Below are 23,676 nucleotides of genomic sequence, written 5' to 3'. Positions count from 1 at the left end.
AGAATGGCTGGCGCGGCTTACTTGCCCAGCACGCGCGGTTGCGGCAATTCCGTGTGGCCAAAATCCATCATGGTCCAGCGCCCACCCCAGCGCAGGCCCACCGATTCGGCCGTCACGCCATATAAACGGTAGCCGCGCATGGCCCAGGCATTTTTTTCAGAAATGATGAGCTTTCCTTCATGCATGAATGCGCAATCGGCCGCCAGGCCATACTGGTGATAGCTTTGAAACGCCCTGGCGTTGGTCACGTTCGGGCCGGCCGCCGCCAGCTGGTCCTGGCGCGCGGGGCTGCGGTAGCCTTCCAGCAAGACCATATCGTAGCCATGCACGTCCTTCATGATCTTGAAGACCAGCAACAGGCGCTGCGCGTAGTCGTGGTCGAGCAATTGCCAGTTGCGGCTGGCGCCGCCCAGCAGCGGGCGCAGCTGCGTCACTTCCGCCGTGGAAAACAGCAGCGGCGGCAAGGTTGGCGGCGGCACCAGCTGCTCACCTTTCAGCAAGTCGCTGACCTGGTCGTTGATGACGTGTTGCCGGTCGGCATAGCCGCGCAGGGCGATGCGGTCGCTGGACAACCACGCCAGCAGGGGCGGCACGATGACCAGCACGCTGCCTGCCAGGCTCAGCCAACGATGCCGCCACAGCAGCTGCCAGGCGCGCGTCATGCCCGAGCCCGTGTGCTGCTGCACGCGCTGCCACTGCGCACCGCTGCCGCCTTTCAGATGCTGCGCGCGCCGCTGCATGCGCCAGCCCAGGTTGACGAGCGTGTGCAGCACGATGGCGCGACCGCCGGGAAACAGCAGCAGCCAGCAGGCAAAACAGGCAAGCAGGAAATACATCAGGACCAGGGCGACGAACATGGGGCGCTCCGTGACAGGGATCGGTGTGGGCCGGACAGCAATTTCCCGGCGGTATCGCTAGATCGTAGGCGTCCGCGGCCCGCATGAGCGCGGTTTACATCAAGGTCAGTCGAGTTTGATCCACTGCGGAGGTGATATTTTGTCTCTATTGAAACCCGGGGATGGCCAGGCGCACGGTCCTGACCTGCTGAGCAAGGCCGGCGCGGCTGGCGCGCACAGCGACGGCAAGGGCATCCTGTCGCAGCTCGAACACGGCGTCGCCGCGCCTGCGGCCAGGCCCGCCCTGCGCTGGTGCCCCGGCTGGCGGCACTGGGCCGCTGGCACGCTGTGCCTGGCGGTGCTGATCACGGCCGTGCTCGCTTATGACACGAGCATCATGCCACCGGCGCCCGCCACGGCCGTGGCTGTGGCTCCGCCCGCACTGCCGGAGCCATCCGCACCCATTGTGCCCCCGCACACAGCGCAGGCGGCCACCATCGTCAATACGGCGGCCCCGCCCTTGCCTGCGCTCGCTGCCACAACGGCAAGCGCGCGCGCTAGTGCGCCACGCAAGGCAGCACCACCCGCGCGCCCGCAGGGGCCGAGGCCGGCTGCCGCGCCCGGCGACAGCGACGTCGCCTTGCTGACGGCAATGGTGGCCCATGCGCACCGGCAGGAAGGCACGGCAAAACCCGTGCGCGACGTGGTGCAGCGCAGGCAGGAAGACGAAACGGCGGAACTGTTGCAGCGCTGCAAGCAGCTGGGCCTGATCGAAGGCATGCTGTGCCGCTCGCGCATCTGCTCGGGCCGCTGGGACAGCGATCCTGCCTGCCACTGAGGCCGACGCGCCCGATGGGACGTCAGCCCCGCTTGTCGCGGGTGGTCAATATCAGATGATCGAGGTGCTCTATCAAATGCTTCTCGGGTGAGTGGCTGCGTCCATGCGGCCTTGCAAAAAGCCTTCCATTAGCGCCAGCAATGCCTGCGGCTGCTCCTGGTGCGGTGCATGCCCGCATTGTTCGACCATGGCAGGCACGGCGTTGAGGGCCTGCGCCACGATGGTGTCGACCTGGGCCGCGCTGCCGTACTGGTCCTCGCTGCCCTGCAGCACCAGCGCCGGACATTCGACGGAAGGCAGCAGGTATTCGATGTTCCAGAACTGGAAACCGTAGCTGAGCCAGGTATCCGACCAGGCCTTGAAGATGGATTCCGTCTTGTCGCCATGGTATTTCGCCAGCGCGCGCAGCTTGCCCGCGCCAAACGCCGCGTCCGCCACGCGAATGCCATCAAGCGTGACACCCTCGACAAACACGTGCGCCGCTTCGGTGATGATGCCGCGCAAGCGCGGTGGCTGCTGCGCCGCATAAATGAGGGCGATGCTGCCGCCATCGGAGTGGCCGATGAGAAAATGGTCCTGCCCCGGCAGCAGTGCGGCGAGCACTTGTGGCAGCTCGCACAGCGCGTAGTCGTGCAAATAATGGAGTTGGCGGCGCGCCGCCAGCGGCGACGATTGCCCATAGCCGTGGCGGTCATACAGCAAGCCGCGGCAGCCCGTCGCCTGGCATAGCTGCGCGGGAAAATCTTTCCACATCGCACAGCAGCCGAGCCCCTCGTGCAGGAATACCAGGCAGGGCTTGGCAGGGTCGCCTTCAATCAATTCGTAATAGATATCGGTTTCGGCACTCAGGTTCAGTATCGGCATGGGCTAGGCTCGCAACAGGTTGCGTATCGACAGGTCGGCTGCGCCTATTGTGCCATTGTCCAGCGCGGCATGCGTGACGGCCCCATAAAAATAGCCTACGGGAAAAGATCTTGCGATTTGCCTGCAAGGTGTTTGCGCCAGCACAAGTTAGCACCGTTTTTCCGGTGGCCTTGCGCGCTTTTTGCCCGCGCGTTTGCCTAGAATGGCTTACTCCAACAGCATGGAGCAGGCGGCTACCTTATCAGCCAGGACGTGACACTGGCCGTCACGGCAACAGATAGGGCGTCTTGCCGCACGACGACAGGCGCGGCATCCAAACTATCGATCAGGAGTACATCATGGATATGAAAGTAGAACATCGCACCGGCAGCAACCTGGCACTGGAAGAAACCGATGCACCGATGGAGCAGGAAGGAAAAAGCGCAAAAGGCGCGGCAGCACAGGACTTGAACCTGAGCGCCGCCGCCTTCACCACCTATTACGTGTGGACGGCCAATGGCGTGCATCCTTCGGTCAACTTCGCCAATGCCAACGTGAAAGCCAATTCGCGCGTATTGCTCAACATCAGCGAGTATGGCGCGACTCCCCAGGACCGTTTTATCGGTTCCGCCCGCATGGCAGTGTACAACATCGCACCGTACAACGGTGGCTTCCGTGCCTGGGTGGATATCTCGTGGGGCAGCCCGCTCAAGGTGCGTTTCGACGTGTTTGTGGATCCCTGATCCGGGAAACACTGAGCATGCCCCTGCCACCAGCAGACCGGCACCGCGCATGTCACTAAGACACTGAAGGAAGGGCAAGCGTGAACGGGAAACCGTGCGCGCAAAACAAAAGGGCCACGTGTTGCCACGTGGCCCTTTGCTACTGCTTGTTCTGGCTCCCCGACCTGGACTCGAACCAGGGACCTGCGGATTAACAGTCCGTCGCTCTACCAACTGAGCTATCAGGGAAAGGAGGCCGAATTATATACGTCAAAATTTCTCATGTCCAGTTTCAATCTGCATGGCCAGCAAAATACGCCGCCAGAGAACAAGCCTTGGCAGGTGGCTGCGTCCGTCTGCGCGGCGCCACGCAAGATAGTAGAATAGCCAAGCCTTGCCGACACGCAAGGCGCTAACGGCATGCTGGCAGCGGGGCGTCGACCACCGCGCTGCCAGCATGCGCTTGCAAGGCTCATCCTTGCCCCTGGCTGACTGCTCTCACTCGACATGACAGAATCAAGCGCATCCCTGGTGGACAAGCCCGGCAGCGGCGACAGCTCGGCGGAAATTGCCGAGCATATGGCGGCCGCCATCGTGGCGCGCCAATTGCCGCCCGGTACGCGGCTGCGCGAAGAGGCGCTGTGCCGGCTGTATGGCGTCAGCCGCACCAAGATCCGCGCCGCCCTGCTGATTCTCTCGAAAGACAAACTCATACGCATGGTGCCCGACAAGGGCGCCTTCGTCAGCCAGCCCACCGAAGCGGAAGCGCGCGACATCTTCGCCGCGCGGCGCATCATCGAAGCGGCCCTGGCGCGCGAATTCGTCGCGCGGGCCAAACCCGCCGACTACCGGATGCTGGAGCGGCACCTGAAAGCGGAGCGCCTGGCGCTGGCACAAGCGACGCCGCTGCGCTCGCAACTGCTGGGCGACTTCCACGTCTTGCTGGCCGACATCGCCGGCAACGCCGTGCTGCGCGATATCGTGCGTGAACTGGTGGGGCGCAGCTCGCTGATCACCATGCTGTACCAGTCCGGCCATGCTGCCGCCTGCTCGTACGACGAACACGGCCGTTTTCTTGAGGCGGCGCGCAGCGGCGACGCAGACCTGGCGGCGCGCCTGATGGTCGAGCACCTGGCGCATGTGGAAGCGGCCTTGCGCTTCGACGGCAGCGCCGGCGACGCCAGGAAGGATCTGGTGGCGGCGCTGCTGATGTAAGCCGCCCCATCAAAAAAGGCCGCCGATGCGGATGCACGGGCGGCCTTGTCATTGCGCCGGCAACTACTTGCCAGCAACCGGGCTATTCGCCCAGGTAAATAAACTTGAACAGGAAGATGGCGGCGATGATGTAAGCCACCACGGACACTTGCTTGCCCTTGCCCGTCAACAGTTTCAATACCGCATAGGTGATGAAGCCGAACGCCACGCCGCTTGCCACCGAATAGGTAAACGGCATCATCAGCGCCGTGATGGCGGCTGGAATGCTTTCCGTGCTGTCATCCCAGTCGATGAAGGTCAGTTCGCGCAGCATCAGACACGCCACGTACAGCAATGCTGGCGCCGTCGCGTACGGCGGCACAGTGTGCGCCAGCGGGGCGAAGAACAGGCTGCCCAGGAACAGCAGCGCGACGGCCACGGCCGTCAAGCCCGTGCGGCCACCCGCTTGCACGCCGGCCGCGCTTTCCACGAAAGCCGTGGTGCTGGACGTGCCCAGGCAGGCGCCGGCGGCAATCGCCGTGCTGTCGGCCAGCAAGGCCTTGTTCATGCGTTCCATCTTGCCGTCTTTCAACAAGCCGGCACGGTTGGCCACGCCCATCAGGGTACCCGTCGCATCGAACAATTCCACCAAGAAAAACACCAGTACCACATTGACGATGCCGATCGACAGCGCGCCCATGATGTCGAGCTTGAACAGGGTCGGCTCGATGGCGGGCGGCGCAGAGACGATTCCGTTGAATTGGTTGCCGCCAAAGAAGAAGCTGGCGATGGTGATGGTGAGGATGCCGATCAGAATGGCGCCCGGCACTTTCAGGCGGTCCAGCGCGACGATGATGAAGAAACCGAGGATGGCCAGGATGGGCGCAGCCTTGTGCAAGTCGCCCAGCGCGATGATGGTGGCAGGGTTCGATACCACGATACCGGCGCTTTTCAGCGAAATGATGGCCAGGAACAGGCCGATACCGACCGTGATCGCCGTGCGTAGCGCGGGCGGGATGCTGTTGATGATCATCTCGCGCACCTTGAACAGGCTGACCAGGATGAACAGGCAGCCGGAAATGAAGACGGCGCCCAGCGCCACTTCCCAGCTCATGCCCATTCCCTTGACCACCGTGTACGAGAAATACGCGTTCAAGCCCATGCCCGGCGCCAGCGCGATCGGGTAGTTGGCGTACAGGCCCATGATCAGGGTGCCGATGGCGGCAGCCAGGCAGGTGGCAACAAAAACGGCGTCTTTCGGCATGCCCGCGTCGCCCAGGATGGACGGGTTGACGAAGATGATGTAGGCCATCGTCAGGAACGTGGTCAGGCCGGCCAGCAGCTCCGTGCGCACATTGGTTCCGTTGTCCTTCAGTTTGAAATAGCGTTCCAGGAACTGCATGATTAACCCCTTGTTTTGGTAAAACCGCGCGCCGGGTCTTGGCCCATGCGCATCTTTTTTTCTTGCAACAACTGTTTACTTGGTCGGTACGCTGGCCGGCTTGAAGGCCCACCAACGGCTGCCCGCAAAATTCCAGACCAGCCCGATACCGGTGGCCAGCACCTGCGCCAGCCAGTAATACCAGCCCAGCTGGTGTACCAGCAGCCACATCAGGCCCGTATTGATGCACCAGCCGATGCCCAGCAAGGTGAAATACTTGCTGGCCGCCTCACCATGGCCCTTGTCGCTTTTAAACGTGAAAAAGTAATTGAGGAGGTAGTTGACGACGGAACCCAGGATGTAGCCGATGCCGGAAGCGGCGGCGGCGCTGATGCCAACCCATTCCACGCCGCCCCACAGCACGCTGTATTGCACGGCCGTGCCGGAAGCGCCGACGGCGGCGAAACGTAAAAATTGGTGATGCAGGGAATGAGACATTGTCAATTTTCAAATGAGCGAAAGCAGGATCGGGCCAGAATAAAAAATGGCTACGATTGCTCGTAACCATTTTTCAGCCTGCATTTTACTGCAAGTTGCACCCAACGTTCATATTCACCGCCGATTCTCCACGGCTCCGATGCTTATTCCTTGCCTTGGCGGCGCCGGCGCAGCCATACAAACAGCGCGATCAGCAGCAAGATGCCCACGATGCCGCCCGGCAGCATGAACGGCTGCATGCGCGCCAGCACGGGCTTCTCGCCACCGCTGCGCGCCTGCGCCACATACGCGGGCGTGACGGACACATCCGGGTTACCGTACTGCTTCAGCACGTAGTTGGCGATCGAAGCGATCTGCTCGTCCGTCAATGGCTGCACGTAGGAACGCTGGTCGAAACGGGGCATGAACGCTTCGTGCTCTTCCCCTTCGATCTTGCGCTCGACGCCAAACAACATGGCCGAAACCAGATTGGCCGGCGTGTTGCCGCCCGTCGCCGTGTTATTAAACAGGGCGGGATACGCCTGGCCTGTACTGCCCGCGCCGCTGGCCGAATGGCAACTGGCGCAATAGCCGGAAAACAGCACCGCGCCGCTGTTCAGGGAATGGTGCTCGGTGGAGCCGGCCATGCCGCGCAGCGCAGCTTCTTCGCTGGCGGCGCTGCCGTAACTGAAAGCGGCCTTGGCCTGCCCCGGCGCGCGCACGGCCGGCACCGTGCGCAAGTACGCCACGATGGCGGCCACGTCGTCGTCGCGCAAAAATTGCAGGCTGTTCTGGATGGCTTCGGCCATGCCTCCCGCCGCCTGCCCCTTGCCTTCCACGTGGCCCGTCTTCAGGTACGCCGTGAGTTCTGCATCCGTCCAGGCGCCGATGCCGCTGACCTTGTCGGACGTGATGTTCGGCGCATGCCAGGAACCGAGCGACGCGCCCGCCAGGGTCTGGCTGCCGATTTCGGCCATCAGCGCGTTGCGCGGAGTATGGCAGGCGCTGCAGTGCGCCAGGCCTTCGGCCAGGTAGGCGCCCCGGTTGATCTGCGCGCTCTTCGCCGGATCGGGCACGAAGCGTTTATTGTCGAGGAACAAGGTATTCCAGCCCAGCATGGACAGGCGCACGTTGAACGGGAATGGCAGGGCCGTCTGGCGCGCCGGCTCGTCGACGGGCTGGACGGCCTGCATGAAGTAGTAATACAGGTCGCCCACGTCCGCATCCGTCAGCATCGCATAGCTGGTGTAGGGCATGGCCGGATACAGATGGCTGCCATCGGCGCGCACGCCGTCGCGCAACGCGCGCGCAAAGTCGGCTTCCGTGTAGTGGCCGATGCCACCTTTTTTCGACGGCGTGATATTCGTCGCATAAATCGTGCCCAGCGGCGAGTCGATGGCGTAGCCACCTGCATACGGCTTGCCGCCTGCTGCCGTATGGCACGCCATGCAGTCGGCCGCGATGGCCAGGTAGCGGCCCCGCTCCAGGCGCGCATCGGGCTTGGCGGCCACGGGTGCGGCCGGGCGGTCCGGCGTCAGGGTGACGGGCGGAACAGGTGACACCGGTGGCACCGCGTACGCGGCCAGCGGCAAACCGGCCGCCAGCGTCAGGCCCAGCAAGAAACGGCGCATCATGCGGCCTCCCTTGCCAGGGTGCGGGCGATGTCGTCGGCCGCGCGCAAGCCGAGCGCGGCCATGCTGAGGGTCGTGTTGACGACGCTGGCCGACGGCATGGCGCCGCCGCCCGGCAGCCACAAATTGGCATGATCGTGGGCGCGACAATTGCCATCGACGACGGAGTCAAGACGGTTCGAACCCATAATGACGCCGCCCATGATGTGGTTGTTGGCGTTCAGGCTGTCGGTAATATGGAATTCCACGGCGCCGAACAGCTTGCCGATGTGTTCGAGCTGCGCATGCGCCGCCTTCGCGCCATTGCGCACGTAATCGCCCACGTCATAATAAATGTCGGGACAGGCCAGGCCCAGCGGGTCCTTGCGCGTCTTGCTCAAGGTCAAGCGGTTGTGCGCCTCCGGCAGCGGTTCCAGACTGATCGACAGGTCCACGCCAAATGCAGCGCGGCGGCGGATTTCATCGTCGAGGTCCTTGCCCACCAGGCCCAGCTTCAAGGATTGCTGGGTAGCAGGTCCCACCCTGGTGATATTGTTCAGGATCATCTTGTTGGCCGAATACTGCGCGCGGAAGGCACCGTCGCGCGGTCCCACCAGGCAGCTGCTCTGCGCGGGGCCACGGCCCGTCCAGATCGGCTCGTTGGCCAGGAAGGTACAGTGGAAGCCCGAGTGATCCATCATGTTGCGGCCGACTTGATCCGAACTGTTGGCGATGCCGTTCGGATTATTCTGGTTGGCTGCCAGGAGTAAAAGGCGCGGCGTCTCGATGCCGTTGCAGGCGATCACGAAGGCCTTGCCCGTCGCCATGTGCGACTGTTTTTTCGCGTCATACCAGTGCACGGCCGTGACGCGGTTGTTCTGGTCCGTGTCGATGCGGTAGACGACGGCCTCGGCCAGCACGCCCGCGCCTTTCAGCTCGGCCCGCTCCACATGGTGGATGCCGTTGTACATGGCGCCGATGGGGCAGATCGGCTGGCAATTGTTATTGCCGCAGCAGGTGGGACGGCCCTGCCATGGGCGCGTCGAGCGGCCTTGCGGAATCGGCACGGAGCGGTAACCGTGCGGATTGACCACTTCGGCGAAGCGCTTGTCGCCATAGCCCCAGGGCACCATGTCCATCGGATACGGTTTGCTGCGCTCGCTGGGCGACTGCTGCGCCGGATCGTTGGGGCCGGCCACGCCCATTTCCTGCTCGGCGCGGCAATAATAGGGTTCCAGTTCATCGTAGGAAATGGCCCAGTCGCGCCCTACCCCGTAATCGCTTTTCATGCGCATGTCGGTCGGCAAATGGCGCCAGCACGACGCAGCCCAGTGCCAGGTCGTGCCGCCTACCGTGCGCAGATAGCCCTGCTGGAAACTGCTGCCGCTGGGGCCGGACAATTCCACATAGTTGTTCTTTGGAAAATACAGGGGTGCGGGCGCGTTGTCCGCCTGCGGATACAGGCCCTGGAAATCCGAACCGACGCGGTTCTCGAACGGCATGTTGCGCCAGTTTTCCACGGCTTGTCCCCGCTCGATGCGCAAGCCCGCTTCCAGCATGATCACGGAATGGCCTTGGGCGGCCAGCTGGTCGGCCATCATGGCGCCCACGACGCCCGTGCCGACGATGACGACATCGGCGACGACGTCGCCATTACTCTTGAATTGCGGTGATTTCATTTTGCTTGCTTGCCTTTCGGTTCGGGAGTGCCGGTGGTGGCCGGGGCCGGTACGGGTTTCGGCGCCACGGGCGCGGAAACGCGCACGGCCGGCGGCGCCTTCAACCACCACAGGGGGCCATAGTTGCAATAGGTGGGCACGACCTGGCCATCGGCCACCGTGCGGTACATCAAGGCTTCCGCATACGCGACGACGATGGACTTCGTGCCCTGCGCCGCGTTGCCGGCGACGGTGCCCGTGTACCAGGCGGCGACGATGGCCAGCGCCAGCTCGCGCAAGCTGGCATCGGCAGCGGTGGCGGCCGCCAGCAGCGCCGTGGCTTCCTGGCCCGTGACGAGCAGCGCACCCAGCCGTGGCAAATGATCGGCAAAGCCGGGCACGTTGCTGCGCATGGCTTGCTCGATGCGCGCCGCCGTACCGGCGGACAGGTCGCGGTGGCCCGTGATGGTTTGCGACAAGGTGTAGAACAGCATGGTGGCCGGCGCCAGCCCGGTCGCCGGTGCGCTGGCCGGCGCCTGCATGGCGGCGGACAGGGGATTGCTCCAGAAACCGGCCTGCGCCAGCAAGGCGGCCAGACCGATCAGGGCGTGGCGACGGCTGATGCGGGGAAGGGATGACACGGATGGTGCAGATGGTTCGCTGCCTGGATGGTTCATGAGACTCCCGCAAGACTTGTTGTTTTGTTGACTTGGATGATTGCGTTACATTGCATTTACGCATAAATGGAACCGGTTCCACATTATCCTACATAAATAAATTGTTTGCCAATGGAGTATGACTACCGCAGCAGTAGTGGGCAATTGACGAGGCACGACCTTCGCCGCCGCGCTGTACGGTGTACGGTGCCACGCGCGATGATCTGTAGCAGATGTCGGCCGAGCCTGCCCTTATCGATGTATTGAACGCCATGCAGCGGCGCATGCAGTTGCATGGCTACCGGCAGCGCTGGCCGAGGCGCAGCAGTTGCTGATCCGCCTTGGCGTCTACGGCAATAACACGGCCGCGCGCAAGCTGCATCTGCGGCTGGGATGTCAGGTACAGGCGAAAGAGAAGGTGCAAGAGCAGCTGGTGTGGAGTGCGGCGCCATGCCGCTGACCTTCGACGTGGCCCGCATGCAGCACGGCGTACATGCGAAATATGGCACGGCCTTCCACGGCGATCCGCCGGTGAGCAGGACGGCCGCCAACCTGGCCAGGGTACATCTGTTTCACTCGCAGGCAATGCCGGCAGCGGCCTTGCGGATCAGCGACGCCACCGCATGGGCTTGCGAAATGTAAATGGCATGGCTACCGACAACTTCGACCACCTTCGAGCCCGCTCGTTGGGCCATCTCGCGCTGCATCGCCGGTGCAATCATCTTGTCGCTGGTCGCGACCAGATACCAGCTGGGCTTGTTCCTCCAGGCTGGCGTTTCGACCACGCCAGTCAGCGCGGCCAAGCCCCAGGGTACTTGCGATGCCGCCATGAAGTTGGCCTTACCCTTGGGTACATCGGCCGCGAAGGCAGCCGCAAACTTTTTCTGGTCGAGCAACAGGAAACCATCGCGTGGCGGCAAGATTGGCGGCAGCGGTGCGCCAGGCGGGGCATTCTTCAGCAAGGAATCGACAGACTCGCCCTGGTCCGGCACGAAGGCCGCGATGTAAACCAATGCCCTGACCTTGGGGTCGTTCCCCGCTTGCGTGACCACGGCGCCGCCATACGAATGACCCGCCAGGACCACGGGGCCCGGCACTGCGGCGATGACCCGCCGGGTCGCGGCCACGTCGTCCGCCAGCGATAGGGTTGAGTTTTGCACAATGGCAACATGGCAGCCATCGTTACGCAGCACCCGGTAGACCTCTTCCCAGCCCGATCCATCGACAAAACCGCCATGCACGAGCACGATCGTTGCCGACCCAACACTTGTAGTTTCATCCACGTCAGCCTCCCAAGGAAGTTGAAGGCGATGACAGACCCGCCTCCTCCAGCTTATCGCTGGATACCTGGCGGTCCATGCGCTGGATCAAGGGCAGATGACACGGGCACCTCATGCGGGCCCCGAAACGCAAAAAGCCCAACCGTTCAAGGCTGGGCTTTCTGCTACTACATGTTCTGGCTCCCCGACCTGGACTCGAACCAGGGACCTGCGGATTAACAGTCCGTCGCTCTACCAACTGAGCTATCAGGGAAAAGAGGCCGCATTTTATAGGGTAAATTTTGCGATGTCCAGATTTCCCCCGAAAAAGGTGTATTTTCCTGCCTCACCTTGCCCGGCGGTCAGCCAGGATGCTCTTGCGGATAGTAGTCAAATACCAGCACGCGGCCCAGCCATGGCTTGAGCTGTTCGACAAAGGCCAGGTGGGCCGGATGGGTCAGATACACGTCGCGCGCGCCGGCGTCATCGAAGGTCAGGGTAAAACAATCGGTAAAGCCATCATCGAGGCCTTCCGGGCTGACGTTCGGTCCCCATTCAAATTGCCGCACGCCGGGAATGCGGTGTTTCAGCTGGGAGAACTCGTAGACGAGTTCGGCATGCTTGGCGGAGGTGATGCCATCGAGGAAGTCGCACAGGACGATGTGGCGCAAGGCAGAGGTACAAGTCATGGGAAGGGGCTCCTGAAGTGATGCATTCAGGATAGCGCAAAACGCGATCACGCACAGGCCAGCCCTGCTGAGGGCGCCGGAAAACAAAAAAGGCCATGTTTTTCAACATGGCCTTCCGCATTCTGGCTCCCCGACCTGGACTCGAACCAGGGACCTGCGGATTAACAGAACGAGGCTCCGGGAAACCTATGGTCAGGAAGTTCATAATTTACAACAAGTTTTCGGCGCGCCGTCGTACCAGTCCTGAGACACCGACCTGATACCGAAACCGACTGACAGACACCGAAATCAGGGTAGCTAAAACCTGAATCAAGTCAACGGCTTAGCTCCTCCGGTGTTCGTTTGCTCGCAGAATTGACCCACTCTGTTTGAGCCGCCTTCCACTGCCTGGCAAACGCCGCCACGCGGTCGTATGACCCTGCATAGCCCAGCTCTTTCAGGTCCTCATGGATCTGCTTCAAATTGCGCCGCTGCGTACGCGGCTTAAATCGATCAATCATCCGAGACGCTGCCGGCATTCCAGTACCTTACTGCACCGACTATTATATTTTAACCTTGGAAAGCTCAAACGCCCTCTCCAGAACTGACCGTAACGTCGCATTACGTGCATGCGCCTCGTTAGAAGCGTTTTCGGATAACTCCGCGTCGTTGCCACCAGCAGGTTGTTTCATGAGAGCAAGCGGCCCCCACTGTTCTGTCTGCTCTTGATAAAGACTGTCGATACTCTCTCTAAAACCTTCACGATAAGCAGATTTCTCCACAGGAGGTAGTTCATCGAAATAGTCCATAATACCCTTGAATATGTCCCGATTGTCGCCTCCATTCGTTACTTTGGCATACAACTGAGAAAAGTATGTTTCATCCTGCTTGCTCAGCTCACCATAAGCGGCATATCGCTCGGCATCCGTATAGGTACCATTATCACTGTAAACAATCGCGCTTAGGTCGTTTCGTGCCATTCCGCCAAATGGATTCGGAACATTTTTGGTTGGAATTTGAGATAGGCCGATGGCGTAGTTTAATGATTCCTGACCTAATTTCGAACGCTCAGAATCGTCAGTCTTGGGGAGGAGGTCCTCTTTATTGTAGTTCCGGCCTGCAATAAGCTGTCCAAAATTATAAACATCAAGCTGTCCCTTGACGTATGAGTCTTTTAACTCTTTATTGGAGATTTGAACCGGTGGCTCATCCTCGCTATTTAAGCTGTAAAGCGCTCGTGCAGCGTCGGATATTGATAAGGTGACGGCTGCGTTCGAATTGGGGGCCAGCGCAGAAGTGCTGTCGGAATTTTCAGAGGAAAATTTATCTCGTATAGGAATGTAGGCCGGAATAGGCGCCGTATAAGACTTAATCGCTATGCTCATAGTATCCCTAAAAAATTCACCTGGTAAGATCTTTCAACTGGCGATCTTGAGAACTGCAGAATTACGTGATTTCAAAATGGATAGAGTCAGCGCACAAAGCGCTCCGAGCTCTGTGATTTAGGCATCACAAGCAGCGTTAGAAGAGTCAATACTGTTCCCGTGCTGGTCCGGCATGGGACTTTTGAGCTCAGGTTCAACGTCTTGCTGCCAAGGTACTTCTTGCGTCAGAAGATAAGCAAGCTTCATTTTGAAACCAATTCGTCACCCTTACCATTACTTCAGACCGGCCATCGAAACTGGTAGCGCTGCTTTTCAACACAAGACTCATCATGCTTGACATATCAGAACCAAATTTCCAACATTCGGCGCTAAATCCAACCTAGGAGTACCTCTATAACGTCACACGCGTAGATATCTTTAGCCCAGCAGGCGTCATACAGATGTTGGCCACCAGCTGTCGGCAGAAAAGACTATACCGCTGTAACCTAATTTGCTCGGACACCTCGATAGGTGGAAAATATACCACCTGAGGAGTTAGACATGACAACAAGAAAACGTAGGGTATTCGATACCACCCTGAAACTTGAAGTAGTGTGCATGATCGAGGAGCAGTGTCAAAGCGCCCAGAACATCAGCGAGACCATGAGCATCGGCCAGACGGCGATCCGGCGATCCGGCGGTGGTTGACCAATACAGTGATGAACAGAACGGTCAGCCGGGCATTGGCAAACCGCTCACCGCCGTGCAACAAAGGATAAGGCAGCTGGATCAGGAAAATCAGCAACTGCACCAGGACGAATGCAAAAAGCCCAACCGGGTAAGGGCTGGGCTCTAGGTCTTACAAAAATTCTGGCTCCCCGACCTGGACTCGAACCAGGGACCTGCGGATTAACAGTCCGTCGCTCTACCAACTGAGCTATCAGGGAAAAGAGGCCGTATTATATAGGCCAAACCTGGCACTGTCCAGATTTCCATAGGGGAAATCTTATCTTGCCCCAAGCTAAGTAGGTCGCGGGAAATTATTGTGAAGTTATGACAAACAGAACCGGATGCTCTGCAAGGCGCCCGCTGCGACGCAGTGCGAGCACTGCTAGCAGCGGGCAACGCCGCAGAGCGCCGATTATGGAAGTCAGAAAACACAATAATTTATTACGCCCTACCCTACTTTAGGCACTGGCGCCGCAAAAACAAAAAAGGCCACGTTTTTCAACGTGGCCTTCCGAATTCTGGCTCCCCGACCTGGACTCGAACCAGGGACCTGCGGATTAACAGTCCGTCGCTCTACCAACTGAGCTATCAGGGAAAAGAGGCAATATTATATGTCGGTTGCTTCGTATTTGCAAGACTCGTACTGCATCTCGACAAACACGGCCATCGCCGACTTTCCACTGCCATCAGCGCCACACTTGCATGCAGCGCCGAAGAAGCAAGATCTTAAAGCACTTTGGCGATCGCGTCAATGACGATGTCGATATTGCGCGAATTCAACGCTGCCACGCAGATACGGCCCGTGTCGACGGCGTAGATCGATTGCTCGCGCAGGGTCGCCACCTGCTCCTTGGTGAGACCGGAGTACGAGAACATGCCGATTTGCTGGCGCACGAATTCGAAGTCGTGGCCTGGTGCCTTGACCTTCAGTTTTTCCACGAAGGCATTGCGCATTTCACGGATGCGCACGCGCATGCCGGCCAGTTCCTCTTCCCACAGCTGGCGCAGTTCCGGCGTGGCCAGGACGGTGGCGACCACCTTGCCGCCGTGTACTGGCGGGTTCGAGTAGTTGGTGCGCACGACGCGTTTCAATTGCGACAACAGACGGGCCGCTTCGTCGGCGCTCGATGCGACGACGCTCAGCGCGCCCACGCGCTCGCCGTACAGCGAGAACGATTTCGAGAACGAGTTCGACACCAGCAGCGGGCCACCCGCGTCGGCGAAGCGGCGCACCACGGCGCCGTCTTCGGCGATGCCGTTGGCGAAGCCTTGGTAAGCCATGTCCAGGAACGGCACCAGGCCGCGCGACGTAACGACGCTGATGATCTGATCCCACTGGGCCACGCTCAGGTCGGCGCCGGTCGGGTTGTGGCAGCAGGCGTGCAGCACGACGATGGAGCCGGCAGGCATGGCGTTCAGGCTGGCCAGCATGCCATCGAAATTCACGCCATGGGTGGCGGCATCATAGTACGTGTAGTTATTCACGACGAAACCGGCGCTTTCGAACAGCGCGCGGTGGTTTTCCCAGCTCGGGTCGCTGATGTAGACTTGCGCACCCGGCGCGAAGCGCTGCAGGAAGTCGGCGCCGATCTTCAGTGCACCCGTGCCGCCGATGGCTTGCACGGTGATGGCGCGGCGCTCTTGAATAACGGCGCTATCGGCGCCAAATACGAGTTCTTGCACCGCCTTGTCGTAGGCAGCCAGGCCTTCGATCGGCAGATAGGTGCGTGGCGAAGCCTGTTCGATCAGGATGGCTTCTGCCTTGCGTACGCAAGCTAACAGAGGCACTTTACCGTTGTCGTCATAATAGACGCCAACGCCCAGATTGATTTTGGCGGGATTCTGGTCCGCGTTAAATGCTTCGGTGATGCCCAGGATCGGGTCGCGTGGGGCCATCTCGATGGCGCTAAACAGACTGGCAGAAACAGTTGGGTTCGTCATGATAAGATTGGATTCGATTGGAAGCAGGTTCACAGCGGAGTTGTAGACAGCGCCCCAAAATACAACGCCAGGGCCGCCAGCAGAGCACTATTCTAACAAAGGTCTGATTCACATGCCCGAATTATCTACCGCCAGCGAGGCGGAAAGCGCAATTATCTCTTTCCCGGATTCCCCCTTCAAGCTGCACCAGCCCTTCTCTCCGGCCGGTGATCAGCCGGCGGCGATCGCCCAGTTATCCGAGGGGATTGCCGACGGACTGGCCTTCCAGACCCTGCTGGGCGTGACCGGCTCCGGCAAGACCTACACCATGGCCAACGTCATCGCGCGCATGGGCCGGCCCGCCATCGTCTTCGCCCCCAACAAGACGCTGGCGGCGCAACTGTACAGCGAATTCCGCGACTTTTTCCCGCAAAATGCGGTCGAATACTTCGTCAGCTACTACGATTACTACCAGCCCGAAGCCTACGTGCCGCAGCGCGACCTGTTCATCGAAAAGGACTCGTCGATCAACGAGCATATCGAGCAGATGCGCCTGTCGTGCACCAAATCGCTGATGGAGCGGCGCGACGTCATCATCGTCGCCACCGTCTCGGCCATCTACGGTATCGGTAACCCGAACGAATACCACCAGATGATCTTGACGTTGCGCGTAAAAGACAGAGTCAGCCAGCGCGACGTCATCGCGCGCCTGATCCAGATGCAGTACACGCGCAACGAGGTCGACTTCGGCCGCGGCACCTTCCGCGTGCGCGGCGATACCATCGACATCTTCCCCGCCGAGCATGCGGAACTGGCCGTGCGCCTGGAAATGTTCGACGACGAGATCGAATCGATCCAGCTGTTCGACCCGCTGACGGGCCGCGTACGGCAAAAAATCCCCCGCTTCACCGTGTACCCGGGTTCGCACTATGTGACACCCCGCTCCACCGTGCTGCGCGCCGTGGAAACCATCAAGGACGAGCTGCGCGAGCGCCTCGAGTTCTTCCGCAAGGAAAATAAACTGATCGAAGAGCAGCGGCTGGAACAGCGCACGCGCTTCGACCTGGAAATGATGGCCGAAATCGGTTTCACCAAGGGCATCGAGAACTACTCGCGCCACCTGTCCGGCGCGCTGCCGGGCGAACCGCCGCCCACCCTGGTCGACTATCTGCCGCCCGACGCATTGATGTTCCTCGACGAGTCGCACGTGCTGACGGGCCAGCTGAGCGCCATGTACAACGGCGACCGCTCGCGCAAGACCAACCTGGTCGACTACGGCTTCCGCCTGCCGTCGGCGCTGGACAACCGGCCCTTGAAATTCGAGGAATTCGAACAGAAGATGCGCCAGACGGTGTTCGTCTCGGCCACGCCGGGCGACTACGAAAAAAACCATTCCGACCAGGTGGTCGAGCAGGTGGTCCGCCCCACGGGCCTGGTCGACCCGCAGATCATCGTGCGCCCCGCCAGCACACAGGTGGACGACCTGATGTCGGAAATCGTCGAGCGCATCAAGAAGGACGAGCGCGTGCTGGTGACCACGCTCACCAAGCGCATGTCGGAGCAATTGACGGAATACCTGGGCGACCATGGCATCAAGGTGCGCTACCTGCACAGCGATATCGAAACGGTGGAACGCGTGGAAATCCTGCGCGACCTGCGCCTGGGCACCTTCGACGTGCTGGTGGGGATCAACCTGCTGCGCGAGGGCCTGGACTTGCCGGAAGTGTCGCTGGTCGCCATTCTCGACGCGGACAAGGAAGGCTTCTTGCGCTCCGAGCGCAGCCTGATCCAGACCATCGGGCGCGCCGCGCGTAACCTGAACGGTACGGCGATTTTGTACGGCGACCGCATCACGGACTCCATGCGCCGCGCCATCGACGAGACGGAGCGCCGCCGCGCCAAGCAGATCGCTTTCAATACGGCCAACAACATCATCCCGATCGGCGTCAAAAAATCGATCCGCGAAATGATCGACGGCGTCTACAGCCCGCAGGAAGCGCGCGACAACCTGCAAGTGGCGCAGGAAGCGGCGAAGTTCGAAGCCATGAGCGAAAAACAGGTCAGCAAGGAAATCAAGCGCCTGGAAAAACTGATGCTCGACCACGCCAAGAACCTGGAGTTCGAAAAGGCGGCGCAGGTGCGCGACCAGTTGCACATCCTCAAGCAGCAGCTGTTCGGCGCGCCGGGCACGGACAATGTGGCGTCGATACTGGGCAAATGAATACCACGCCATGCGTAGGTCGGATTAGGCCCTGCGGGCCGTAATCCGACAACATTGTTGGCGCTGGTGGTGGTGTCGGATTACGCGCGGAGCGCTAATCCGACCTACGCGGCGACCCGACCTGCCGGTTTTCAACGTTCCTGAACAAACGCCGTCAGCGCGTCGACCAGCGCGGGCGCCAGCGGCAGCGCGGGATCGCCATACGACGGCATTTGCTGCGCCAAATCGCCACTGACCATTTTCAATACATGGTTCATGCCCGGCACAATCACCAGTCTGGCAGCCGGTGCGGCGGCCGACAAGGCCTGCGCGTCGGCCACCGACACCTGCAAATCGGTCGCCCCCTGCAGTATCAATACCGGCATGCGCAAGGCGCCAACCGCCGCGCGCGGATCAACCTTCAGCGACGAAATCAGATACGGCTGCACCGAAGGCCGGTACAGCGCCAGCAAGGCTGGCGGCACGTCGCTTACCTGCTCGCCCCGCTTAAGCGCCAGCAGGATGCGCTCGTTTTGCGCATACAGCTCGGGCGGCAGACGCGGCTTCAATTGCACGCGCAGGATATCGTCGAGCGCCTTGCCGGCGCCGGCAATCAGCACACAGCCATCAAGCTGCGCTTTCTGGCAAGCCACCATCGCGATCAGCGCCCCCTCGCTATGCCCGGCCATCAGCACATTCGTAAAGCGCGGGTCGGCGCGCAACTGACGCAACCACGCAGTGGCGTCATCGATATAGTCGTCCAAGCGCAGGTCGGCTTCGCGCAGCCCAGCCGATGCACTGGCGCCGATCCCGCGCTTGTCATAGCGCAGCGTAGCGATGCCATTGCGCGCCAGCGCGTCGGCCAGCATGCGCAACGTATTATTCTGGCCCGGCAGCATTGCGCTATTGCCATTGCGATCGGTCGGACCGGAGCCCGCATGCAGCAGCACCACTGGTACTTTCCCTTGCCCATCCGGCATCGACAGCGTGCCATGCAAGACGCCGCCAGCCACCGCCAGCGCCACCTCCTGTTCACCTCCGGTGGCGGCGCGTACCGGCAAGCACACCATCAAGACCAGCATTCCCAGCATCCATCGCAACATCGCCCCCTCCTGTCAGTGCATTTCCAGTTGATCTTTATCCAGCCGCTTGTACTGCACGAGCGAGTACAGGATGGCCAGCGGCGCCCAGGCGAACACCAGCACCAGCAGCAGCCAGCCCGGTGCGCCACACGCCAGCGCGGCCAGTCCCAGCAAGCCGCTGCCCACCATCAGCCTGGCGGCCAGCCGGTGCGTGGCATACCAGACGCGCTCACTGGCCAGTGTCCACGGGGTGCGGATACCCAGATAAAAATTGCGCCGCACCTTGCCCATGGGATTACCTGCCAGGATCAGCATCACGCACAGGCCCGCCGGTACCGCCCGGCCGATGGGCACCGCCACGCCAGCGGCACTGGCCAGTACCAGGCCATGTACATACGCCAGCAGGCCCAGCACGACGCCGAAGCTGTAGTAGAAGGTCGACTCGAACGGCTGCACCTCGAAGCGGCGCGGCGACAGCGAGGGCAGCACGAGCGCCAGCATCAGCATGCACGCCATCAGGCCCGGCCCGAGCAACCACAGCACCGCGCGCGGCGCATAGCCGTCCACCTCGCCGCGGTAATTCCAATGCACGGCCACCACCTCCGGCAACTGCGGCCATGCATACAGGGTGGCCGCACTGACAGCCACGATCATCAACAGGCCCAGGGCGATAAAGCGCGCTTTCATCATTTGCTCTCCTTGTGGTCGGTATCGGTCAGGTCCAGCATCCAGGCCAGTACGTCCTGCAGCACCGTCGTATTCAAGCCATACCAGATGGTCTGCCCTTCGCGCCGGCGCGTGATCAGATCGGCATCCGCCAGCACCGCAAAATGATGCGACATGGTCGGCTTGCTCATGTCAAACCGGGCGGCTAGGTCGCCGGCCGTCATTTCACCGGTCCGCAGCAGCCGCAGTATCTCGCGCCGCGCAGGATCGGCGATGGCCTTGAAGGCGCTGTTGGTGGCACTCATATTGAGACAAACATCTAATTAGATAACCATCTAAATATAAAGACAAGTGCGACGGAGGTCAAGCGATTTCCAGCGCCCGCCCCGTCCCTTCGCCTACTCCGGCAGCGAGTAATCGATGTCGTAGAAATGCTGACCGTTTTCAATGCGGATGGCCAGCGTGCCGCTGATGCCCGTCAGCTGCCCCGTGCCGGAATGCGGCACGATGACGATGGACAGCGCCTGCCGGCCCTCGGCCATCGTGCCCGCATGCTGCGCCACGAAGCTGCCCTGCCTGCCCTGCAGCACGCCCGTGATGGCTTCCATCGCGACATAGCCGGCCGCGCCTTGGGTGTCGGTCACGGCATTGAGCATTTCGCCCTTGGCCGTGGCGATCAGGTCGCCCGCATACACCTTGTCAAGCAGCACCCTTCCCAAAATCGTACGCCCCGCGCGCTGCGGCGCCGTGGCCGGCGTCATGCTGATGCTAAAACTTCCCGTAGCGTGCGCGTGCATGCGATGATCTCCCTCTGTAGACGAGGCGGCGCCGGCTGGCGCCACCGATAGACAACATGCGGCCAGCATCAGGCCCGACCAACTGTTTAATTTCATGATTCCCTTCCGATCAGTGCGAGAGGGCCAGCTTAAGGCCGCGCAGGAGACAAATATTGGATAAAACCGACAGCACGATGAATCTGCTCGCCGCGCGCGGCCAGGCGCCGAAAGGCGTCGTCGACCCGCAGGCGGCGGCGCGCCGCATACGCCTGGCAACCTATCCACCGGCTGCCGCGCTGGCGCCGTTTGTCGACTACTTCTGGGTGGTCGAATGGGACAGGCGGGGCTGTGCTCCGGAGACGCAGCGCGTGCTGCCCTACCCAAATGCCCATCTGGTCTTCGACCTTGGGCGCACCGCCATCCATGGCGTGGTGCGCGGCGCCTTTGACCGGCCGTTGATCGGTGCCGGCAAAGTATTGGGCGTGCGTTTCGCGCCAGGCGGCCTGCGCCCGTTCATCACGCAGCCACTGTCAACCTTCACCGACACGACCATCGCGGCCGATGCGCTGCTCGGCATGCCGGCAGCCGAAGCCGAGGCGCGGGTGTTAGGCGAGTCCGACGATCTGGCCATGGTGGCGCAGGCACAGGCACTGCTGCTGGCAAAACAGCCGCAGGTCGATGATGCCGCCCTGCTGGCCGCCCGCTTGACTGCCGCGGCGGCGGCCCACAACGGTCCGGCGAGTGTGGCGCAGCTGTGCGAAACCATGGCCATTGGCGAACGCAAGCTGCAGCGCCTGTTCGCCAACTACGTGGGCGTGCCGCCGAAATGGGTGATCCAGCGCTATCGCCTGCAGGAGGCGATCTGGCGCCTGGCGCAGCCCGATGCGCCCGACCTGGCCAGCCTGGCGCATGCACTGGGGTTTTTTGACCAGGCCCATTTCAGCCGCAGTTTTGCGGAACTCGTGGGCAGCACGCCGTTCGACTATCGCCGCTCGCAGCTGCCCAAGTCAGTCTAAGCAGCCGCGTTGACGTCGTCCATGTACGCTCGGATGATGCTGGCGAAATCCACATCGGCCGTCAAGCCCAGCGCTTCGGCGCGGGCCGTGTCCCAGGCGCCAGGCCAGCTCTTCACGATGCGCTCGATGGCGGGATCGGGCGCGTAGCTGATACGAGCCGTCACGTCGCTGCCGGCCACGTCTTCAAGTGCTGCGACCATCTCACCCACGCTCACGCTCAAACCTGGCAAATTCACCGTGCGGCTGGCGCCAAACATTTCGCCCGCCAGTTCGTGGCCGGCGATCAGGGAGGCGATGGCGCCACGCGGCGACAGCAGCCACAGACGCAGATCGGTGGCCACGGGGCAGACGGCCGCCTCGCCGTTCAACGGTTCGCGGATGATGCCGCTGGCGAACGACGACGCCGCCTTGTTCGGCTTGCCGGGACGCACGCTGATGGTCGGCAGGCGCAGCACGCGCCCGTCGACAAAGCCGCGGCGGCTATAATCGTTGAGCAGCAATTCGCCGATGGCCTTTTGCGCGCCGTACGACGACTGGGGATTCAGGGCCGTCGTATCCTGCACCACGTCCGGCAGCTGGCCGCCATACACGGCCACAGAGCTGGTAAACACGACCTTCGGCTTGTGCCCCAGTTCGCGGCAGATGTCGAGCAGCAAACGCGAAGCGTCCAGGTTGATGCGCATGCCCAGTTCAAAATCAGCTTCCGCCTGGCCACTGACGATGGCGGCCAGGTGGAAAATCGAAGTGGTCTGCGTGTTGATGGTGGCGCGCATCAGGGCACCGTCAGCGATATCGCCCGTGACCACCTTGACGCGCACATCGTTGAAGTCATGCGCGGCCACCACGTCGACCAATACCAGCTCGCTGATGGTCTGCAACTGGCCATGGCTGTCCGTCAGCTGGCCTTGCGCCAGCAACTGGCGCGCCAGGCGCTGTCCCAGGAAACCGGCGCCGCCGGTAATGAGTACTTTCATCTTCATGCTCCTTGTTTGTTGTTGTAAGCGGCAAGCCAACCCAGGCCATCCTCGGTGCGTCCGCGCGGACGGTATTCGCAGCCGATCCAGCCCTCGTAGCCGAGTTCATCGAGCAGCCTGAATAAATACGGGTAGTTGACTTCGCCATCGTCCGGTTCGTTGCGCGCCGGGACGCTGGCGATCTGCACATGGCCGATGCCGTCGAAGTTGTTCTTGAACGTCATGGCGATATCGCCCTCGACGATCTGCGTGTGGTAAAAATCCATCTGCACCTTGACGTTGGGTGCGCCCGACTCCAGGCGCAGCGCATGACCCTGCGCCTGCGTGACGAGGAAATAGCCGGGCATGTCGCGCCCGTTAATCGGTTCGATCAAGAGTTCAATGCCATGCTCGCCCACGGCCTTCGCCGCGTACTGCAGGTTGGCCAGGTAGGTGGCGCGGTGGAGCGCGAGGTCGGCGCCCAAGGGCAGCAGGCCCGCCATCATGTGCACGCGTGACGTACCCAGTGCCAGCGCATACTCGATGCCACGCGTCACGCCGGCACGGAATTCCGCTTCGCGGCCCGGCAGCGAGGCGATGCCACGCTCGCCGGCCGCCCAGTCGCCCGGCGGCAGGTTGAACAGCACATTCTGCAAGCCGTGCTCGCGCAGCCAGCTGGCTACCTCCTGCGGTGCGTAGTCGTAAGGAAACAGGAATTCGACACCCTGGAAGCCCGCTTGCGCGGCGGCGGCAAAGCGCTGCGGGAAAGGCACTTCATTGAACATCATGGTCAGATTGGCGGCAAAGCGGGGCATGCGTATCTCCTGG

At 61.5% G+C, this 23,676-nt stretch carries 24 protein-coding genes and 4 tRNA genes; 7 read left to right on the top strand and 21 right to left on the bottom strand.

The window, feature by feature from the left end; all coding sequences use genetic code 11:
* Window positions 1-17: 17 nt before the first annotated feature.
* Window positions 18-857, bottom strand: a complete 840-nt coding sequence (locus tag ACP7EG_RS02585) for a M15 family metallopeptidase (protein WP_426086298.1) — start codon at window positions 855-857, stop codon at window positions 18-20.
* A gap of 139 nt (window positions 858-996) precedes the next feature.
* On the opposite strand from ACP7EG_RS02585, the gene ACP7EG_RS02580 reads away from it, so the two are divergent.
* Window positions 997-1,674, top strand: coding sequence for a hypothetical protein (locus ACP7EG_RS02580; protein ID WP_426086297.1), 678 nt, complete (start codon window positions 997-999; stop codon window positions 1,672-1,674).
* A gap of 72 nt (window positions 1,675-1,746) precedes the next feature.
* Here the strand turns inward: ACP7EG_RS02580 and ACP7EG_RS02575 are convergent, their stop codons facing one another.
* Window positions 1,747-2,538, bottom strand: coding sequence for an alpha/beta fold hydrolase (locus tag ACP7EG_RS02575; protein ID WP_141170187.1), 792 nt, complete (start codon window positions 2,536-2,538; stop codon window positions 1,747-1,749).
* Window positions 2,539-2,876: 338 nt separating this feature from the next.
* Here ACP7EG_RS02575 and ACP7EG_RS02570 point away from each other — a divergent pair, with 338 nt between their 5' ends.
* A complete protein-coding gene (locus ACP7EG_RS02570; RefSeq protein WP_244198899.1) occupies window positions 2,877-3,260 on the top strand; it encodes a hypothetical protein in 384 nt (127 codons plus the stop codon).
* A 152-nt stretch (window positions 3,261-3,412) separates the two neighbouring features.
* Here the strand turns inward: ACP7EG_RS02570 and ACP7EG_RS02565 are convergent.
* Window positions 3,413-3,488, bottom strand: a tRNA-Asn gene (locus ACP7EG_RS02565).
* 258 nt (window positions 3,489-3,746) lie between these two features.
* On the opposite strand from ACP7EG_RS02565, the gene ACP7EG_RS02560 reads away from it, so the two are divergent.
* Complete coding sequence (locus tag ACP7EG_RS02560; protein ID WP_071076308.1) at window positions 3,747-4,454, top strand: GntR family transcriptional regulator; 708 nt, start codon at window positions 3,747-3,749, stop codon at window positions 4,452-4,454.
* 82 nt (window positions 4,455-4,536) lie between these two features.
* On the opposite strand, the gene ACP7EG_RS02555 is transcribed toward ACP7EG_RS02560, so the two are convergent.
* From ACP7EG_RS02555 to ACP7EG_RS02535, 5 genes are all read right to left on the bottom strand, one after another.
* On the bottom strand, window positions 4,537-5,835 hold the full coding sequence (locus ACP7EG_RS02555) for an NCS2 family permease (protein WP_071076307.1): 1,299 nt from the start codon (window positions 5,833-5,835) through the stop codon (window positions 4,537-4,539).
* 75 nt (window positions 5,836-5,910) lie between these two features.
* Window positions 5,911-6,312, bottom strand: a complete 402-nt coding sequence (locus tag ACP7EG_RS02550; RefSeq protein ID WP_426086295.1) for a GtrA family protein — start codon at window positions 6,310-6,312, stop codon at window positions 5,911-5,913.
* A 143-nt stretch (window positions 6,313-6,455) separates the two neighbouring features.
* Window positions 6,456-7,925, bottom strand: a complete 1,470-nt coding sequence (locus tag ACP7EG_RS02545) for a c-type cytochrome (protein ID WP_426086294.1) — start codon at window positions 7,923-7,925, stop codon at window positions 6,456-6,458.
* Window positions 7,922-9,580 (bottom strand): GMC family oxidoreductase, encoded by a 1,659-nt coding sequence (locus ACP7EG_RS02540; RefSeq protein WP_426086292.1) that lies wholly within the window; start codon window positions 9,578-9,580, stop codon window positions 7,922-7,924. The genes ACP7EG_RS02545 and ACP7EG_RS02540 overlap by 4 nt, the downstream gene beginning before the upstream one ends.
* On the bottom strand, window positions 9,577-10,236 hold the full coding sequence (locus tag ACP7EG_RS02535; protein WP_426086291.1) for a sugar dehydrogenase complex small subunit: 660 nt from the start codon (window positions 10,234-10,236) through the stop codon (window positions 9,577-9,579). Before ACP7EG_RS02535 ends, ACP7EG_RS02540 begins: the two co-directional genes overlap by 4 nt.
* Window positions 10,237-10,543: 307 nt before the next feature.
* Here ACP7EG_RS02535 and ACP7EG_RS02530 point away from each other — a divergent pair, with 307 nt between their 5' ends.
* Window positions 10,544-10,675 carry a hypothetical protein gene (locus ACP7EG_RS02530; protein ID WP_426086290.1) on the top strand — a complete coding sequence of 44 codons (132 nt, stop codon included), beginning with the start codon at window positions 10,544-10,546 and terminating at the stop codon, window positions 10,673-10,675.
* Window positions 10,676-10,787: 112 nt separating this feature from the next.
* Here ACP7EG_RS02530 and ACP7EG_RS02525 read toward each other — a convergent pair whose 3' ends face one another.
* From ACP7EG_RS02525 to ACP7EG_RS02510, 4 genes are all read right to left on the bottom strand, one after another.
* Window positions 10,788-11,498 carry an alpha/beta hydrolase gene (locus tag ACP7EG_RS02525; protein ID WP_426086289.1) on the bottom strand — a complete coding sequence of 237 codons (711 nt, stop codon included), beginning with the start codon at window positions 11,496-11,498 and terminating at the stop codon, window positions 10,788-10,790.
* A gap of 174 nt (window positions 11,499-11,672) precedes the next feature.
* Window positions 11,673-11,748 (bottom strand) — tRNA-Asn (locus tag ACP7EG_RS02520).
* A gap of 88 nt (window positions 11,749-11,836) precedes the next feature.
* Window positions 11,837-12,163 (bottom strand): Dabb family protein, encoded by a 327-nt coding sequence (locus ACP7EG_RS02515; protein WP_116745121.1) that lies wholly within the window; start codon window positions 12,161-12,163, stop codon window positions 11,837-11,839.
* Between the two features lie 542 nt (window positions 12,164-12,705).
* On the bottom strand, window positions 12,706-13,527 hold the full coding sequence (locus ACP7EG_RS02510; protein ID WP_426086288.1) for a hypothetical protein: 822 nt from the start codon (window positions 13,525-13,527) through the stop codon (window positions 12,706-12,708).
* A 540-nt stretch (window positions 13,528-14,067) separates the two neighbouring features.
* Between ACP7EG_RS02510 and ACP7EG_RS02505 the strand changes: the two genes are divergently transcribed.
* Window positions 14,068-14,214, top strand: a complete 147-nt coding sequence (locus ACP7EG_RS02505; RefSeq protein ID WP_426086287.1) for a hypothetical protein — start codon at window positions 14,068-14,070, stop codon at window positions 14,212-14,214.
* A gap of 163 nt (window positions 14,215-14,377) precedes the next feature.
* Here the strand turns inward: ACP7EG_RS02505 and ACP7EG_RS02500 are convergent.
* From ACP7EG_RS02500 to ACP7EG_RS02490, 3 genes are all read right to left on the bottom strand, one after another.
* A tRNA-Asn gene (locus tag ACP7EG_RS02500) sits at window positions 14,378-14,453 on the bottom strand.
* A gap of 301 nt (window positions 14,454-14,754) precedes the next feature.
* Window positions 14,755-14,830: transfer RNA gene (locus tag ACP7EG_RS02495), tRNA-Asn, on the bottom strand.
* A gap of 131 nt (window positions 14,831-14,961) precedes the next feature.
* On the bottom strand, window positions 14,962-16,176 hold the full coding sequence (locus ACP7EG_RS02490) for an aromatic amino acid transaminase (RefSeq protein WP_426086286.1): 1,215 nt from the start codon (window positions 16,174-16,176) through the stop codon (window positions 14,962-14,964).
* Window positions 16,177-16,288: 112 nt separating this feature from the next.
* Between ACP7EG_RS02490 and uvrB the strand changes: the two genes are divergently transcribed.
* Window positions 16,289-18,376: an excinuclease ABC subunit UvrB gene (gene uvrB / locus ACP7EG_RS02485; RefSeq protein ID WP_141170193.1), complete on the top strand. Its 2,088-nt coding sequence runs from the start codon at window positions 16,289-16,291 to the stop codon at window positions 18,374-18,376.
* A gap of 131 nt (window positions 18,377-18,507) precedes the next feature.
* On the opposite strand, the gene ACP7EG_RS02480 is transcribed toward uvrB, so the two are convergent.
* The 4 genes from ACP7EG_RS02480 to ACP7EG_RS02465 all read right to left on the bottom strand — a co-directional run bounded on the left by ACP7EG_RS02480 (window position 18,508) and on the right by ACP7EG_RS02465 (window position 20,996).
* The gene (locus ACP7EG_RS02480) at window positions 18,508-19,458 is read right to left on the bottom strand and encodes an alpha/beta hydrolase (protein WP_426086285.1); all 951 of its coding nucleotides are present in this window, start codon (window positions 19,456-19,458) and stop codon (window positions 18,508-18,510) included.
* A 12-nt stretch (window positions 19,459-19,470) separates the two neighbouring features.
* Window positions 19,471-20,127, bottom strand: coding sequence for an SdpI family protein (locus ACP7EG_RS02475; RefSeq protein WP_426086284.1), 657 nt, complete (start codon window positions 20,125-20,127; stop codon window positions 19,471-19,473).
* Complete coding sequence (locus ACP7EG_RS02470; protein WP_096236809.1) at window positions 20,124-20,408, bottom strand: autorepressor SdpR family transcription factor; 285 nt, start codon at window positions 20,406-20,408, stop codon at window positions 20,124-20,126. The genes ACP7EG_RS02475 and ACP7EG_RS02470 overlap by 4 nt, the downstream gene beginning before the upstream one ends.
* A gap of 93 nt (window positions 20,409-20,501) precedes the next feature.
* On the bottom strand, window positions 20,502-20,996 hold the full coding sequence (locus tag ACP7EG_RS02465; RefSeq protein WP_426086283.1) for a DUF3224 domain-containing protein: 495 nt from the start codon (window positions 20,994-20,996) through the stop codon (window positions 20,502-20,504).
* A gap of 56 nt (window positions 20,997-21,052) precedes the next feature.
* On the opposite strand from ACP7EG_RS02465, the gene ACP7EG_RS02460 reads away from it, so the two are divergent.
* On the top strand, window positions 21,053-21,895 hold the full coding sequence (locus tag ACP7EG_RS02460; RefSeq protein ID WP_426086281.1) for an AraC family transcriptional regulator: 843 nt from the start codon (window positions 21,053-21,055) through the stop codon (window positions 21,893-21,895).
* Here ACP7EG_RS02460 and denD read toward each other — a convergent pair.
* Window positions 21,892-22,869, bottom strand: coding sequence for a D-erythronate dehydrogenase (gene denD, locus ACP7EG_RS02455; RefSeq protein ID WP_426086280.1), 978 nt, complete (start codon window positions 22,867-22,869; stop codon window positions 21,892-21,894). The two genes, ACP7EG_RS02460 and denD, sit on opposite strands and share 4 nt — an antisense overlap.
* Before the next feature lie 2 nt (window positions 22,870-22,871).
* Complete coding sequence (gene otnI / locus ACP7EG_RS02450) at window positions 22,872-23,663, bottom strand: 2-oxo-tetronate isomerase (protein ID WP_426086279.1); 792 nt, start codon at window positions 23,661-23,663, stop codon at window positions 22,872-22,874.
* Window positions 23,664-23,676: the final 13 nt, after the last annotated feature.

The sequence above is a fragment of the Janthinobacterium sp. PSPC1-1 genome (assembly GCF_049897625.1).
In the GTDB taxonomy this organism is placed as follows: Bacteria; Pseudomonadota; Gammaproteobacteria; order Burkholderiales; family Burkholderiaceae_D; genus Janthinobacterium; species Janthinobacterium tructae.
The sequence above is the reverse complement of the archived record's forward strand: the minus strand, read 5'-3'. Positions and strand labels throughout refer to the sequence as shown.

Bases quoted from the DNA above. Each gene is read 5' to 3' on its own strand.
- ACP7EG_RS02585 (WP_426086298.1), bottom strand. From the start codon at position 857: ATGTTCGTCGCCCTGGTCCTGATGTATTTCCTGCTTGCCTGTTTTGCC.
- ACP7EG_RS02575 (WP_141170187.1), bottom strand. From the start codon at position 2,538: ATGCCGATACTGAACCTGAGTGCCGAAACCGATATCTATTACGAATTG.
- ACP7EG_RS02570 (WP_244198899.1), top strand. From the start codon at position 2,877: ATGGATATGAAAGTAGAACATCGCACCGGCAGCAACCTGGCACTGGAA.
- ACP7EG_RS02560 (WP_071076308.1), top strand. From the start codon at position 3,747: ATGACAGAATCAAGCGCATCCCTGGTGGACAAGCCCGGCAGCGGCGAC.
- ACP7EG_RS02555 (WP_071076307.1), bottom strand. From the start codon at position 5,835: ATGCAGTTCCTGGAACGCTATTTCAAACTGAAGGACAACGGAACCAAT.
- ACP7EG_RS02550 (WP_426086295.1), bottom strand. From the start codon at position 6,312: ATGTCTCATTCCCTGCATCACCAATTTTTACGTTTCGCCGCCGTCGGC.
- ACP7EG_RS02545 (WP_426086294.1), bottom strand. From the start codon at position 7,925: ATGATGCGCCGTTTCTTGCTGGGCCTGACGCTGGCGGCCGGTTTGCCG.
- ACP7EG_RS02540 (WP_426086292.1), bottom strand. From the start codon at position 9,580: ATGAAATCACCGCAATTCAAGAGTAATGGCGACGTCGTCGCCGATGTC.
- ACP7EG_RS02535 (WP_426086291.1), bottom strand. From the start codon at position 10,236: ATGAACCATCCAGGCAGCGAACCATCTGCACCATCCGTGTCATCCCTT.
- ACP7EG_RS02515 (WP_116745121.1), bottom strand. From the start codon at position 12,163: ATGACTTGTACCTCTGCCTTGCGCCACATCGTCCTGTGCGACTTCCTC.
- ACP7EG_RS02510 (WP_426086288.1), bottom strand. From the start codon at position 13,527: ATGAGCATAGCGATTAAGTCTTATACGGCGCCTATTCCGGCCTACATT.
- ACP7EG_RS02505 (WP_426086287.1), top strand. From the start codon at position 14,068: ATGACAACAAGAAAACGTAGGGTATTCGATACCACCCTGAAACTTGAA.
- ACP7EG_RS02490 (WP_426086286.1), bottom strand. From the start codon at position 16,176: ATGACGAACCCAACTGTTTCTGCCAGTCTGTTTAGCGCCATCGAGATG.
- uvrB (WP_141170193.1), top strand. From the start codon at position 16,289: ATGCCCGAATTATCTACCGCCAGCGAGGCGGAAAGCGCAATTATCTCT.
- ACP7EG_RS02480 (WP_426086285.1), bottom strand. From the start codon at position 19,458: ATGTTGCGATGGATGCTGGGAATGCTGGTCTTGATGGTGTGCTTGCCG.
- ACP7EG_RS02475 (WP_426086284.1), bottom strand. From the start codon at position 20,127: ATGATGAAAGCGCGCTTTATCGCCCTGGGCCTGTTGATGATCGTGGCT.
- ACP7EG_RS02470 (WP_096236809.1), bottom strand. From the start codon at position 20,408: ATGAGTGCCACCAACAGCGCCTTCAAGGCCATCGCCGATCCTGCGCGG.
- ACP7EG_RS02465 (WP_426086283.1), bottom strand. From the start codon at position 20,996: ATGAAATTAAACAGTTGGTCGGGCCTGATGCTGGCCGCATGTTGTCTA.
- denD (WP_426086280.1), bottom strand. From the start codon at position 22,869: ATGAAAGTACTCATTACCGGCGGCGCCGGTTTCCTGGGACAGCGCCTG.
- otnI (WP_426086279.1), bottom strand. From the start codon at position 23,663: ATGCCCCGCTTTGCCGCCAATCTGACCATGATGTTCAATGAAGTGCCT.